The organism is Pseudonocardia sp. ICBG162 (assembly GCF_020496225.1).
Classification (GTDB): domain Bacteria; phylum Actinomycetota; class Actinomycetes; order Mycobacteriales; family Pseudonocardiaceae; genus Pseudonocardia; species Pseudonocardia alni.
In genome coordinates this window covers 907,330-921,098 of sequence record NZ_JAHLJD010000013.1, presented here as the reverse complement: position 1 = coordinate 921,098, position 13,769 = coordinate 907,330, and the positions used below count along the sequence as shown (strand labels likewise).

Annotated in this window: 10 protein-coding genes; 4 read left to right on the top strand and 6 right to left on the bottom strand. The window is 74.8% G+C overall.

Annotated elements, in window-relative coordinates; genetic code table 11:
• Window positions 1–78: 78 nt before the first annotated feature.
• The 3 genes from KPL60_RS07625 to KPL60_RS07615 are packed head-to-tail and all read left to right on the top strand — an operon-like array spanning window position 79 to window position 3,892.
• A complete protein-coding gene (locus KPL60_RS07625) occupies window positions 79–1,446 on the top strand; it encodes a salicylate synthase (protein WP_226365367.1) in 1,368 nt (455 codons plus the stop codon).
• Complete coding sequence (locus tag KPL60_RS07620) at window positions 1,443–3,083, top strand: AMP-binding protein (RefSeq protein WP_308016689.1); 1,641 nt, start codon at window positions 1,443–1,445, stop codon at window positions 3,081–3,083. Before KPL60_RS07625 ends, KPL60_RS07620 begins: the two co-directional genes overlap by 4 nt.
• A complete protein-coding gene (locus KPL60_RS07615) occupies window positions 3,080–3,892 on the top strand; it encodes an alpha/beta fold hydrolase (protein ID WP_226365366.1) in 813 nt (270 codons plus the stop codon). The genes KPL60_RS07620 and KPL60_RS07615 overlap by 4 nt, the downstream gene beginning before the upstream one ends.
• Here the strand turns inward: KPL60_RS07615 and KPL60_RS07610 are convergent.
• Window positions 3,879–4,901: an ABC transporter substrate-binding protein gene (locus KPL60_RS07610; RefSeq protein ID WP_226365365.1), complete on the bottom strand. Its 1,023-nt coding sequence runs from the start codon at window positions 4,899–4,901 to the stop codon at window positions 3,879–3,881. The genes KPL60_RS07615 and KPL60_RS07610 overlap by 14 nt on opposite strands.
• 223 nt (window positions 4,902–5,124) lie before the next feature.
• Between KPL60_RS07610 and KPL60_RS07605 the strand changes: the two genes are divergently transcribed.
• Window positions 5,125–6,639 (top strand): class I adenylate-forming enzyme family protein, encoded by a 1,515-nt coding sequence (locus KPL60_RS07605; protein ID WP_226365364.1) that lies wholly within the window; start codon window positions 5,125–5,127, stop codon window positions 6,637–6,639.
• Window positions 6,640–6,663: 24 nt separating this feature from the next.
• Here the strand turns inward: KPL60_RS07605 and KPL60_RS07600 are convergent, their stop codons facing one another.
• Genes KPL60_RS07600 through KPL60_RS07580 form a run of 5 tightly spaced genes read right to left on the bottom strand, consistent with a single transcriptional unit; the run spans window position 6,664 to window position 13,622 of the window.
• Window positions 6,664–8,424, bottom strand: coding sequence for an acyclic terpene utilization AtuA family protein (locus KPL60_RS07600; protein ID WP_226365363.1), 1,761 nt, complete (start codon window positions 8,422–8,424; stop codon window positions 6,664–6,666).
• Window positions 8,421–9,248 (bottom strand): TIGR03084 family metal-binding protein, encoded by an 828-nt coding sequence (locus tag KPL60_RS07595; RefSeq protein ID WP_374228609.1) that lies wholly within the window; start codon window positions 9,246–9,248, stop codon window positions 8,421–8,423. Before KPL60_RS07595 ends, KPL60_RS07600 begins: the two co-directional genes overlap by 4 nt.
• An 11-nt stretch (window positions 9,249–9,259) precedes the next feature.
• Window positions 9,260–10,021: an enoyl-CoA hydratase/isomerase family protein gene (locus tag KPL60_RS07590; RefSeq protein ID WP_226365361.1), complete on the bottom strand. Its 762-nt coding sequence runs from the start codon at window positions 10,019–10,021 to the stop codon at window positions 9,260–9,262.
• Between the two features lies 1 nt (window position 10,022).
• Entirely contained in the window at window positions 10,023–12,011 is a 1,989-nt protein-coding gene (locus KPL60_RS07585; protein ID WP_226365360.1) for a biotin carboxylase N-terminal domain-containing protein, read from the bottom strand.
• A gap of 9 nt (window positions 12,012–12,020) precedes the next feature.
• Window positions 12,021–13,622 carry a carboxyl transferase domain-containing protein gene (locus KPL60_RS07580; protein ID WP_226365359.1) on the bottom strand — a complete coding sequence of 534 codons (1,602 nt, stop codon included), beginning with the start codon at window positions 13,620–13,622 and terminating at the stop codon, window positions 12,021–12,023.
• Window positions 13,623–13,769 lie beyond the last annotated feature (147 nt).

Here is a 13,769-nt window from a genome sequence, read left to right as displayed (position 1 = left end):
GACGCCACCCACCACGTGCCGGCACCCCCACGACCCCACCCCCGGTGGCGCGAGCGCCGGTCCGAAGGAGATCCGACCATGTCCACGACCACCGAGGCGGCCGGCCCGCCGCGCACCCACCCGGCCCCCACCGAGCGGACCCGGACCGCCGCCGACCGGATCGCCGGTGCCACCGCGATCGCCCGCGCGGTACCCGACGGGGACCCCTACGTGCTCTACGAGCGCGGCGACGACGTCTTCCTGGCCGCGGGCACCGCCGCCGAGCTCGTGCTGGGCCCGGACGGCCTGACGGTCACCTCGCCCGCGGGCACCCGGCACGAACCCCTCGGCACGGACCCGCTCGGACAGGTCGCCGCCGCCCTCGCCGCGGTCGGCGGCACCGGGTGGCAGGCCTTCGGCTGGGCGTCGTTCGAGCTGGCCCACCTCCTGCACGGCGGGGAGCTGCCCGCGGGCACGGGCACCCTGCTGCACCTGCTGCTTCCCCGCCACCGCGCGCACCTGCACCCCGGCGGCGCGGACGTCGACACCGCCGACGACGCCGTCGCACGGTCCTGGCGCGACGCGATCCTCGGTGCCGGGCCCGCCGGGTCCGCCGGGCCGCGCACCGGTCCGCCGGTGACCGTCGACGAGTCCGCCCGCGCCGAGGCCTACCGCGGCTCGGTCGCCGCGGCCGTCGCCGAGATCGCCGCGGACCGCTTCCGCAAGGTCATCCTGTCCCGCACCGTCCCGGTCACCGAGCCGGTCGACCTGCCCGCCACCTACCGGCACGGCCGGGCGCACAACACCCCGGCCCGCTCGTTCCTGCTGCGGCTCGGCGGGCTGGAGGCGGCCGGGTTCAGCCCGGAGACCGTCGTCGAGGTCGCCGCCGACGGCACCTTCTCGACCCAGCCGCTGGCCGGGACCCGGGCCCGCTCCGGCGAGCCGGGCCGCGACGCCGAGCTGTCCGACGAGCTGCGGCGCGACCCCAAGGAGATCTACGAGCACGCCGTCTCGGTGCAGGTCGCCCAGGACGAGGTGTCCGAGGTGAGCGACCCGGACGCCGTCGTCGTGGAGGAGTTCATGCGGGTGGTCGAGCGCGGCAGCGTCCAGCACCTCGCGTCCCGGGTCCGCGGCAGGCTGCGGCTGGGCGCCACCGCCTGGGACGCGCTGGGACGGCTGTTCCCCGCGGTCACCGCCTCCGGGCTGCCGAAGGCCCCGGCGTGCGCGGCGATCAGCCGCCACGAGGGCGCGCGCGGGCTCTACAGCGGCGCGGTGCTGACTGTCGACCACACCGGGGCGCTCGACGCAGCGCTGGTGCTGCGCGCCATCTACCGCGCGCAGGGCCGGACCTGGCTGCGGGCCGGGGCCGGCATCGTCGGTGCGTCCACACCGGAACGGGAGCTGGAGGAGACCCGGGAGAAGCTGCGCAGCGTCAGCCGGTTCCTGGTCGGGGAGGAGACGACGTGACCGTGCTGATCGACGGGGCGCTCGGCTGGCCCGCCGAGGCCGTGGAACGCTACCGGCGCGAGGGCTACTGGGGCGAGGACACCCTCGGTGACCTGCTGGGGGAGTGGGCCGGCCGGTACGGCGACACCGTCGCCGTCGTCGCGGGGCCGAGCCGGCAGACCTACGCCGAGCTGGACCGGGCCGCCGACGCCCGCGCCCGCTCGCTGCGGGCGCTCGGCATCGCCGAGGGCGACCGCGTCGTGGTGCACCTGCCCAACGTCGCCGAGTTCACGGTGACGCTGTTCGGGCTGCTGCGGGCCGGTGCGGTGCCGGTGCTGACCCTGCCCGCGCACCGGCAGGCCGAGATCGAGCACCTCGCGGCGCTGTCCGGGGCCGTCGCCTACGTCGGTCCCGACGTGGTCGAGGGCTTCGACCACCGCGGGCTCGCGCTCGCGGTGGCGAAGGCGGTGCCCTCGCTGCGGCACCTGCTCGTCGACGGCGACGCCGTCGCGGGGACGACCGCGCTCGCGGACCTGCCGGCCGGCACCGCCGACCCGCTGCCGCGGCCCGACCCCGGCCAGGTCGCGGTCCTGCTCGTCTCCGGCGGCACCACCGGCAAACCGAAGCTCATCCCGCGCACCCACCGCGACTACGCCTACAACGCCCGGGCCAGCGCCGAGGTCTGCGCGCTGACCGCGGACGACGTCTACCTCGCCTGCCTGCCGCTGGCGCACAACTTCCCGCTGGCCTGCCCGGGCCTGCTGGGCGCGCTCGGGGTGGGGGCCACGGTCGTGCTCGCGCCGGTCCCGAGCCCCGAGGTCACCCTCGGGCTGGTCGCGGCAGAGGGCGTCACGGTCACCGCGATGGTGCCGCCGCTGCTGCGGCTCTGGGCCGACCTCGCCGGCGACGGCCGCGGGTCCTGGGACCTGTCGACGCTGCGCCTGGTCCAGGTCGGCGGGGCCAAGTGCGACGCGACGCTCGCCCGCCGCGTCCGCCCCGAGCTCGGCGCCACGGTCCAGCAGGTCTTCGGGATGGCCGAGGGACTGCTGAACTACACCCGGCTCGACGACCCCGACGACCTCGTCGCGGTCAGCCAGGGGCGACCGCTCAGCCCGGCCGACGAGGTCCGGGTCGTCGACCGCGACGGCGCCGACGTCGCGGAGGGGACGGCGGGGGAGCTGTGGACCCGCGGGCCGTACACGCTGTGCGGCTACTACCGGGCCCGGGAGCACGACGCCACGTCGTTCACCCCGGACGGCTACTACCGCACCGGTGACCTGGTGCGCCGCCTCCCGACCGGGCACCTCGTCGTCGAGGGCCGGATCAAGGACGTCGTGAACCGCGGCGGCGAGAACGTGGCCGCCACCGAGCTGGAGGAGCACCTGCTCGCCCACCCGGACATCGCCGGCGCGGCCGTCGTCGGGATCCCGGACGACGACCTGGGCGAGGCGGTGTGCGCCGTGATCGTCCCGGCGCCCGGCGCGACGCCGCCGAAGCGACGTCACCTGCGTAGCTTCCTCACCGAGCGCGGGCTGGCCCGGTTCATGTCACCGGACCGGGTCGTCGTCCGCGACGACCTGCCGCTCACCGCCGTCGGCAAGATCGACAAGCGGGCGCTGGGTGTGCTGCTCGCCACCGAGGGGAAGGTTCCCCGATGACCGTCACGCACCTCAACGGCATCCGGCTGTCCTGGACCGACCACGGCGGCGACGGCCCGCCCGTCGTCCTCGTGATGGGCACCGGCAGCCCGGGCCGGGTCTGGCAGACCCACCAGGTGCCCGCGCTGCGCGACGCGGGCCACCGGGTCCTCACCCTCGACAACCGGGGCATCCCGCCGAGCGACGAGTGCGCGCACGGGTTCACCGTCGACGACATGGCCGCCGACGTGCTCGCCCTCGTCGCGCACCTCGACGCGGGCCCGGCCGCGCTCGTCGGCACCTCGCTCGGCTCACGCGTCGTGATCGAGGCGGGACTGGCCAGGCCGGACCTGGTCTCCCGGGTCGTCGCGATGGCCGCGCACGCCCGGCTCGGCCCCGTGCAGCGGGCGGTCACCGCCGGCGAGATCGCGCTGGCCGACGCCGGGGTCGAGCTGCCCGAGGACTACCACGCCGCGGTGTCCGCGCTGCAGTACCTGTCACCCGCGACCCTGCGCGCCGACCGGGAGGCCCAGGACTGGCTCGACATCCTGGCGTTCGCCGGGGCCGGTGTGTCCAAGGGGCACCGGGCCCAGCTGCAGGTGTCGATGGCGCTGCGCGACCGCACCGAGGCCTACCGCGCGCTCGCCGTGCCGCTGCTGGTGCTCGCCTTCGCCGACGACGCCGCCATCCCGCCGCACCTGAGCCGCGAGGTCGCCGACGCCGTGCCCGGCGCCCGCTACGTCGAGATCGCCGACGCCGGGCACTACGGCTACCTCGAACGGCCGGACGAGGTGAACCGGGCGACGGTCGAGTTCCTCAGCGACCGGTAGCGGGCGCGGCCGCCACCCGGGGCAGCGCGGGGCGGAGCCGGTCGAGCAGCCAGCCGGTGGACACCACGTTCGGTGCCTGCAGGGCGATCGCCTCGTCGAGGCCGATCGGGACGTACGTCGTGCGCGCCAGCGCCCGCGCGACCACCGGGTCGCCCTCGAAGCGCCGCCGGTCGGCCGCGGTCGGGAAGCTCATGACGACCAGATCGGCCTCGGCCAGGCGACCCGCCTCCTCGTAGGACAGCGCGACCGTGCCGGGGGCGACCCCGTCACCGGCGGGCGGGTCGGCGGCGAAGGTCGGCGGCAGGCCCAGCCCGAGCGCGCGGGTCAGCGCCGTCGACTGGTTCGCCGGGTCGACGATCACCGGGATGACGTCGCCCCGCGCCTGCCCGACCAGCACCGACCGGCCGGCGAGACCGGGCAGCTCCGCCCGCAGCGCGGCGACGGCGCGGTCGGCCCGTGCGACGAGCTCCTCGGCCCGGTCCGGGACGCCGAGGGCCGCCCCGATCCGCCGGGCGTCGTCCTGCATCGTGGCGCCGAACAGCGTGTCGCGGTGGACGACGGTCGGGGCGATCGCGCTCAGGCGCTCGTAGGCGTCGCGGTCGGTCACGAGGTAGGACGACACGGCCAGGACGACGTCCGGGCGGTACGCCGCGATCCGCTCCAGCGGCAGCGGCTCCAGCTCGTCGATCGTCAGCACCCCGTCCGGGAACGGCGCGAGATAGGGCGCCTGCGGCTGCGACTCCCCGGCGTTGCGCAGCCCGCCGACGACATCCGCGCCGAGCTCCCGCGCGACCGCGACGTCGGCCGCCCCCAGCGCGACGACGCGCCGCGGGCGGGCCGGGAGCGTCGTCGTCCCGAAGGCGTGCTCCAGCGTCAGCGGGAACCCGGCTCCCGGTTCCGCCGGACCGGGGCCGGGTGGTGTGCCGGTGCACCCGGCGACGAGCAGCAGGGCCGCGACGACGAGCGCGACGGTCGACGAACGGGCCGAGGAGACCGGTGGGGGACGCACACCCCGGCAGTCGTCCGCGGGCGGCTCCGGGTTCCGGGGAGCGGTGTTCCCCACACCCGAGGCGGTCCGGCAGCCCTGCGCGGGGACGCGCCGTGGGCGGGTGGCTCCCGTGACGACCACCGGGGAGTCCATCAGGGCGCGTGACGTGCCGCGTCGTTCCCGGTAGGTTCCGCTAGTGAACAGCTGATCACCTCACGACGGCGTGGGTGCGCGGAGCGCGGTCGTGGCCGAGGAGGACCCGCCGATGAACATCGCCACGCTCCTGCGCCGCAGTGCGGCCGACCACCCGGCGGACGTCGCGCTCCGGCTGGACGACGACGAGATCGACTACGCCGGGTACGCCGAGCGTGGCGCCCGCTTCGCCGCGCACCTGAGGCACACCGGGGTCGAGCCGGGGGAGCGGGTCGGGTTCTTCCTGCCGAACTGTCCCGAGTACCTGGTCGGGCTGCTCGGTACGTGGCAGGCCGGCGCGGTCGGCGTGCCGCTCAACCGGATGTTCCCCGACGCGGCGCTCCGCCACGTCGTGCGCGACTCCGGGCTGCGGGTGCTCGTGCTGCCCCCCGAGGACCGGGACCGGGTCGCCGCGCTGCTCGGCGACGAGTGCCCGGAGCTGCTGACGACCGACGGGTTCACCGCGGCCCTGGCGGCCCACGAGCCCGCGGCCGACGTGCTGCCCCGGCTCGACGGCGAGGACGCCTGCATCATGTACACCTCGGGCTCGACCGGGGTGCCGAAGGGCGTGCGGCAGACCCACCGCAACCTCGTCGCCGAGGCGGAGGGCGCCATCGGCCGCTACCGGCTCACCGCCGCCGACCACGTGCTGAACTGCATGCCGCTGTTCCACGTCGGCGGCCTGCAGCTGGCGAGCCTGCCGCTGCTGCTGCTCGGCGGGCAGATCACGTTCATGCCGCGCTGGGACGTCGTGCGGTGGCTGGAGCTGGCCCAGGAGCTGCGTCCGACCTTCGGCGGCCTGATCTCCACGATGATGATCGACGTCGGCAACCGGACGGTGGGGTCGCCGGTGGTGCTCGACTCCTTCCGGATCTGCATGTTCGGCGGTTCCCGCACCCCCACCGCCGCGATCGAGCGGCTCGAGGCGGGGACCGGGATCGCGGGCGTGGAGATCTACGGCCAGACCGAGCAGAACGGCCTGGTGGTCACCTACGGCCCGGACGACGTGCGGCGTCCGGACTCGATGGGCACCCCGCTGGAGCAGATCGTGCGCACGCGGCTCGTGCCCGTCGACGGCGGCCCGGACCTGCGCCCGGGGGACGAGGGCGTCGGCGAGCTCTGGGTCCGGGGGGACGCGGTCACCCCGGGGTACTGGAACATCGACGTCCCCGAGAAGTGGTCGGCGGACGGCTGGTTCCGCACCGGTGACCTGATGTCGCAGGACGCGGACGGCTACCTCTACTACGTCGACCGGATCGACGACATGATCGTCTCGGGTGGGGAGAACGTGTTCCCGCAGATGGTGGAGGAGCACCTCGCCGACCATCCCGACCTGGCCGAGGTCGCGGTGATCGGCACGGCCCACGAGCGCTGGGTCGAGCAGGTGACCGCGGTGGTCGTCCCCAACAGGCCCGGTGTCACCGTGGAGCAGATCGCCGCCTGGTGCGCCGCCGACCCGAACCTGCGGGGGATGCACGGACCCAAGCGGATCGAGATCGTCGACGCGCTGCCCCGCACGGGCAGCGGCAAGCTGAACCGGCCCGAGCTGCGCGCGATGTTCCCCTGACCCGGCGCGGGGCCGCCGCCCCGCTCAGCCGGGCAGCAGGGCTTCGGGGATGTCGACGAGGCGGCTGCGCAGGTACTCGCCCAGCCCCTTGGCCTGCGGGTCGGGGCGGGTGGCGGACGCCACGCCCGCCCCCAGGATCCCGACCACGACGAAGTTCAGCGCACGCAGGTTCGGCAGGTCGAAGCGGCGGATCTCCAGCCCGGCGGCCTCCGGCAGGAGCGCGCGGACGCGCTCGACGGTGAGGTGGCCGCGCAGCCACGCGTACTCGTCGTCGGTACGGGTCCAGAGCCCGATGTTCGCGTTCCCGCCCTTGTCGCCGGAGCGGGCCGCCGCGATCTCGCCCAGCGGCAGCCGCCGGGTGGGCCCCGGCACGGGTGCCGGCACGACCGGCTCGGCCGGGGCGGGGATCCCGGCGGTGACCGGGCTGTGCGGCACCGGCGTCGTGGTGCCGTCGGGCAGCGTGACCAGGTGCTCCACCTCGGAGGCGGGCACCAGGGTGGGCCAGTAGACGCCGAAGGCGCTCTCGGCCGACGGCGGGGTGGTGGTGTGGAAGCCGGGGTAGCCGCCGAGGGCGAGCTCCATGGTCGTGTTGGAGAAGGCACGGCCGACCTTGCGCCGGTCCGGGTCCTTGACGGTGACCCGCAGGTGGGCGGTCGCCTGCGGGTTCGTGGGCGCGTCGGGGTGGTCGAAGCGCAGCAGCTGGATGTCGAGCTCCTCGAACCGGTCCGCGCCGCCGAGCAGCTCGGTGAGCTGCTCCGACGCCCAGGCCGCCTTCTCCTCGATCCTCGTGCCGGTGAGCACCAGCGTCATGGTGTTGCGGTAGCCGCCCTCGTAGTTCAGCGCGACCTTGAGCCGGTCGGTCGGCGCGCTGCCGCGGGTGCCGGAGATGCGCACCCGGTGCTCCCCGTCCTGGGTCAGCCGCAGCGAGTCGAAGTGCGCCACCGCGTCCGGTCCGGGGTAGGCGGGCTCGGCGATCTCGTAGAGCAGCTGTGCAGTCACCGTCCCCGGCGAGACGAGCCCGCCGGTGTCCGCGTGCTTGGTGATCACGCTGGAGCCGTCGGCGGCGACCTCGGCGATCGGGAAGCCGGGGTAGCGGCGGTCGGTGATCTCCTCGAAGAAGGAGTAGTTCCCGCCGGTGGCCTGCGGGCCGCACTCGATGACGTGCCCGGCGGCCATGGCGCCGGCGATCGCGTCGAAGTCGGTGCGCTCCCAGCCGTGCCACCACGCGGCGGGGCCGACGACCACGGACGCGTCGGTGACCCGCCCGGTCACCACGACGTCCGCCCCGGCGCGCAGCGCCTCGGTGATGCCCCACGCGCCGAGGTAGGCGTTGGCCGACACCGGGGTCACCCCGGCGTCGGCCAGGGTGGCGCCGGTGTCGAGGTGGGCCAGGGCGTGCCCGGCGCCCTGGAGCTCGTCGAGCCGGTGGACGAGGTCGTCCCCGTGGACGTGGGCGATCCTCGGGGCCAGGCCGAGACGCCCGGCCAGCGCGGCGAGGTCGGTGGCCAGGCCCGCGGGGTTGAGCCCGCCCGCGTTGGACACGATCGCGATGCCGCGGTCCAGGCAGGTGCCGAGCACGTGCTCGACCTGGGTGAGGAACGTCTTCGCGTAGCCTCCGGTCGGGTCCTTCTGCCGCGCCTTGTAGAGGATCAGCATGGTCAGCTCGGCGAGGTAGTCCCCGGTCAGGACGTCGATCGGCCCGCCCTCGACCATCTCCCGCGCGGCGGTGATGCGGTCGCCGTAGAAGCCGGAGCAGTTGCCGATGCGCACCGGTGCGCGGGTCATGCGGGCCCTCCTGCGGGGGTACGGGTCGGGGCGGGGAACGCCGCGGCGACGGCGCCCGGGGCGCGGCCGGGGCCGGGCGGGTTGGCGAAGGTCTGGGCGATCGAGACCCAGTCGGCGGCGATCGGCCCGGTCGTGGCCACGTCGGTGTCGTCGGGGTGCCTGCGCTGGGTCGCGACCAGGCAGAAGCCGAGCGCGGACCCGGTGACCCGGTCCGCGGCGTCCTCCGGGCCCCAGGTCCACAGCGCGCCGGAGGGGGCGACCAGTTCCACCCGCACGGGCACCTCCGGGACCTCGCGGCCGTTGTTGCGGAAGGTGAAGCCGAAGGTCTGCACCCCCAGGTGGGCGACGTGGCGCAGCCGGTCCGTCGGCTCCCGGAGGACTCCGAGCGCGTCGGCGACGTCCTGGCCGTGCGCCCAGGTCTCCATCAGCCGGGCGGTGACCGAGGACAGGGCGCTCATGTCCGGCCCGTACCAGGGCAGCCGGGTCTTCGGCCCGATGCCGCGGAAGGTGCCGACGAGGGCGTCGCGGGCCCCGGCGAACCAGGCCCGGACCTCCTCGGCGCCGAGCCCCGCGTGGTCCGCGGCGATCCGGTCGGGGAAGCCGGGCCCGAGCTCCTGCAGCCCGTCGGCCCGCGTGCGGAAGGTCTCCGGGTCCGTCGCGGCGAGGGTGGCCGCCTCGTCGAAGTAGGCGAGGTGGGTGAGCTGGTCGCGGACGGTCCAGCCCTCGGCCGGGGTGGGGCCGCCGATGGCGGCGTCGTCGAGGTCGGCGACCATCGCGCGGACGACCGCGCTCTCGGCCTCCAGGTCGTCGAGGACCGCGTCCATGGACACCATGGTCAGACCCCCTGCCAGACGGGGGCACGCTTCTCCCGGAAGGAGAGCGGGCCCTCCTGGGCGTCCTGCGAGAGGTAGACCGGCTCCCAGATCTCCTCGGCGCGCTCGTAGGCCTCGGCGCGGGTGTGGCTCGCCGACAGGTACGCGGTCCGCTTGGCCGCGAGCACCGACAGCGGGGCGTTGGCGGCGATCCGCTCGGCGAGCCGCTGGGTGTGCCCGCGCAGCTCGGCGGCGGGCACCACGTCGTTGACCAGCCCGTGGCCCTGCGCCTCGGCCGCGCCGATCGGGTCGCCGGTGAGCAGGATCTTCATCGCGACCCGCGGCGGGACCAGCCAGGACAGCGGCGCGGCCCACGGGGAACCGCGGCCGATCCGGACCTCGGACACCGCGAAGCGGGCGTGCTCGGCGGCCACCACCAGGTCGCACTGCTGGGCCAGGAGGAACCCGCCGCCGTAGGCGATGCCGTTGACCGCGGCGATCGTCGGCTTGGGGACGTCGATGTTGCGGCCGAGCTGGGGCAGGAAGTCCGGGGGCGGGACCCGGAGCGCGACGTCGTTCATCTCCTTGAGGTCGCCGCCCGCGCAGAACGCCTTATCCCCGGAGCCGGTCAGCACCAGGACCTTCGCCGTGTCGTCGGCGTTGAACCGGTGGACGCCGTCGAACAGGCCCTCGCGGACGGCCCTGCTGAGGGCGTTGCGGGCCTCCGGGCGGTCGATCGTCAGCCAGGCGACGCCGTCGGTCACCTCGTAGGTCACGTCGCTCATGTCAGGCCTGCGCCTCCTCGATGACGGCGAGGACCTCGCCGGACTCCACGGTGTCGCCGACCTGCACGCCCAGCTCGGCGACGGTGCCGGCGACGGGCGCGCGCACGAGGTGCTCCATCTTCATGGCCTCGAACACCACGACGACCGCACCCTGCTCGACCTGCTGCCCGACCCCGGCCGCGACCCGGACGACGGTGCCGGGCATGGGGGCGAGCAGCGAGCCGGGGGCGGCGTCGGTGCCGGGCTCGGGCAGCCGGGCGCGCTCGGTCAGCGTGGTGGCGCCGAGCGCGCTGTCGACGTGGACGGTGTCGCCGACGCGGTGCACCCGCACGGCGCGCCGCACACCGCCGACCCGCAGGTCGACCCGGTCCGCGGTGGCGGCGAGCACGGCCACACCCGGGAGAGCGGTCCCGTTCACGCCGGCCTCGAGCGTGCCGCGGCCGAGCCGGTAGGTCACGTCGAGGTCGGTGTCGCCGGCCCGGTACTCCGCGTGCTGGGCGGCGCTGCGGACGTTCCGCCAGCCCGACGGCACCGGCTGCTGGACCGCGGCCCCCGCGCGGCGGCCGGCCTGGTCGGCCAGGGCGGCGGCGAGGGCGTGCACGGCGAGGGTGGACTCCGCCGGGGTGCCGACGAGTGCGGTGGGCTCGTGGCGGGTGAGGTAGCCGGTGTCGGTCCGCCCGGCCAGGAACTCCGGCTCGCGCAGGACGGCGACGAGCAGGTCCCGGTTGGTGACCGGGCCGTGGATCTCGGCCTCGGCGAGGGCCCGCGCGAGCTTCCGGGCGGCCTCGGTGCGGGTGCGGCCGTGGGCGATCACCTTCGCCAGCATCGGGTCGTAGTGCGTCCCGACCACCGAGCCGTCCCGCACACCGGTGTCGACGCGCACGCCGGGCAGGGCGGGCACGGAGAACCGGTGGAGGGTCCCCGAGCCGGGCAGGTAGTCCCGGCTCGGGTCCTCGGCGTAGAGCCGGGCCTCGATCGCGTGGCCGGTGATCGTGGCCCCGGTGACCTCCGCGGGCAGCGGCTCGCCCTCGGCGACCGCGATCTGCAGCGCCACCAGGTCGAGGCCGGTGATCTCCTCGGTGACCGGGTGCTCGACCTGCAGGCGGGTGTTGACCTCGAGGAAGAAGAACTCGCCGTCCTGCGCCATGACGAACTCGACGGTCCCGGCGCCGGTGTAGCCGATCGCCGCGCCCGCGGCGACGGCCGCGTCCCCGAGACGGGTGCGCAGCGCGTCGTCGACGGCGGGGGAGGGCGCCTCCTCCACGATCTTCTGGTAGCGGCGCTGGATCGAGCACTCCCGCTCGAACAGGTGCACCACCGTGCCGTGGGTGTCGCCGAAGATCTGCACCTCGACGTGGCGCGGGTCCTCGACGAACCGTTCGAGGAACACGGTGCCGTTGCCGAAGGCCGACGCGGCCTCGCGCCGGGCCCCGGTCACGGCGTCGACCACCTCGGACGCGGAGCGGACGATGCGCATGCCGCGCCCGCCACCGCCGAAGGCGGCCTTCACCAGCAGCGGGTAGCCGATGCCGTCGGCGAGGGCGGAGACGGCGGCGGCGTCGACCTGTTCGGCGTCGTCGATCGTGGCGCCGGGCAGGACGGGCACGCCCGCCTTCTCCATCAGCTCCTTCGCCGCGATCTTCGAGCCCATCGCCTCGATGGCCTCGACCGGCGGGCCCACGAAGGTGATCCCGGCGGCCGCGCAGGCGCGGGCGAAGTCCGCGTTCTCGGACAGGAAGCCGTAGCCGGGGTGGATCGCGTCGGCGCCGGTGAGCAGCGCGGCCTCGATGATCAGGTCGGCGCGCAGGTAGGTCTCCGACGGGGCGGCGCCGGGGAGCCGCACCGCCTCGTCGGCGGCCTCGACGAACAGGGCGTCGGCGTCCGGGTCGGAGTGGACGGCGACGGTGGCGATGTCCAGCGCGCGGGCCGAGCGGACGACCCGCTCGGCGATCTCCCCGCGGTTGGCCACGAGCAGCTTGTGGACGGTCATCTCCTCACCTCACATCCGGAAGACGCCGTAGCCACGCTGGCCGGCGACGATGTTCGAGTGCGCGGTCGACAGGGCGATGCCGAGCACGGTGCGGGTGTCACGGGGGTCGATCAGGCCGTCGTCGTAGAGCCGGGCCGTGACGAAGAAGGCGTGCGACTCCTGCTCGATCTGGGCCTCGATGGCGGCGCGGTTGCGCTCGTCGGCCTCGGCGTCGAACTCCCGGCCCGACGACGCGGCGGACTGCCTGGCGACGATCGACATCACGCCAGCGAGCTGGGCGGCGCCCATGACGGCGAGCCGGGAGCCCGGCCAGGCGAACATCAGCCGCGGGTCGTAGGCGCGTCCGGACATGCCGTAGTTCCCGGCGCCGAAGGAGGCAGCCAGGTTCAGCGTGATGTGCGGGACCTTGCTGTTCGCCACCGAGTTGATCATCTTGGAGCCGTCCTTGATGATCCCGCCCTGCTCGTAGCTCTTCCCCACCATGTAGCCGGTGGTGTTCTGCAGGAAGATCAGCGGCGTGTCCGTCTGGTTGGCCAGCTGGATGAACTCCGAGGCCTTCTTGGCCTCCTCGCTGAACAGCACGCCACGAGCGTTGGCGAGGATGCCCACGGGGTAGCCGTGGATCGACGCCCAGCCGGTGACGAGGCTGGTGCCCCACAGCGGCTTGTACTCGCCGAACCGGGAGCCGTCGACGACGCGGGCGATGACCTCGCGCGGGTCGAAGGGCACCTTGATGTCCGACGGCGCGATGCCCAGCAGCTCGTCGGGGTCGTGGACCGGGTCGTCGGCGGGCAGTGTGGGGCCGGGGCCGAGCTTGTGCCAGTTGAGCTCGGAGACGATCCGGCGCCCGATCCGGATGGCGTCGCGCTCGTCGACGGCGAAGTGGTCGCAGAGGCCGGAGACCTTGGCGTGCATCGCGGCGCCGCCGAGCTCCTCGTCGTCGGACTCCTCGCCGGTGGCCATCTTCACCAGCGGCGGTCCGCCGAGGAACACCTTGGCCTGCTGGTCGACCATCACGGCGTGGTCGCACATGCCGGGCACGTAGGCGCCGCCCGCGGTGGAGTTGCCGAAGACGAGCGCGATCGTCGGGATCGCCATCGACGACAGCTCGGTCAGGTCGTGGAAGATCTTGCCCGCGTGCACGAACAGCTCGGACTGGGTGGGCAGGTCCGCCCCGCCGGACTCGACGAGGTTGATCGTGGGGAGCCGGTTGATGCGCGCGATCTCCAGGGCGCGCAGCGTCTTCCGCAGCGAGTACGGGTTCATCGCGCCACCGCGGACGGTGGGGTCGTGGGCGATGATCATGCATTCGACGCCGGAGACGACGCCGATCCCGGTCACGATGGAGGCGCCCACGGTGAACTGGGTGCCCCAGGCCGCGAGCGAGGACAGCTCGAGGAACGCGGCGTCGCGGTCGAGGAGCAGCTCGATGCGCTCCCGCACGAGCAGTCGCCCGCGGTCGCGGTGGCGCTGCTGGTAGCGCTCGCCGCCCCCGGCGATGGCGGTCCGGACCTGCTCGTCGAGCTCGGCCAGGACCTGCTCCGCGTGCGCGCGGTTGGCGAGGTAGACCTCGTCGGAGGTGTTGAGCGCGGAGCGCAGGACGGTCGTCACGGGTGTCCCCCCTGGTCCGAGCGGGCCGGGCCCGGGCCGTGTTCCCGGAGGTCCCTGTGCCCGGAGCTCTCCCGAACGTCCACATCGACTCCTCTGCGCATCCGGCCGGCCGGGCGTCGTCGCCCGCACGAGTGCATCGTCGTTCAC

What these genes read in the sequence shown, in the direction of transcription:
- KPL60_RS07590 (WP_226365361.1), bottom strand. Translation starts at nt 10,021, where the DNA reads ATGAGCGACGTGACCTACGAGGTGACCGACGGCGTCGCCTGGCTGACG.
- KPL60_RS07615 (WP_226365366.1), top strand. Translation starts at nt 3,080, where the DNA reads ATGACCGTCACGCACCTCAACGGCATCCGGCTGTCCTGGACCGACCAC.
- KPL60_RS07600 (WP_226365363.1), bottom strand. Translation starts at nt 8,424, where the DNA reads ATGACCCGCGCACCGGTGCGCATCGGCAACTGCTCCGGCTTCTACGGC.
- KPL60_RS07595 (WP_374228609.1), bottom strand. Translation starts at nt 9,248, where the DNA reads ATGGACGCGGTCCTCGACGACCTGGAGGCCGAGAGCGCGGTCGTCCGC.
- KPL60_RS07585 (WP_226365360.1), bottom strand. Translation starts at nt 12,011, where the DNA reads ATGACCGTCCACAAGCTGCTCGTGGCCAACCGCGGGGAGATCGCCGAG.
- KPL60_RS07625 (WP_226365367.1), top strand. Translation starts at nt 79, where the DNA reads ATGTCCACGACCACCGAGGCGGCCGGCCCGCCGCGCACCCACCCGGCC.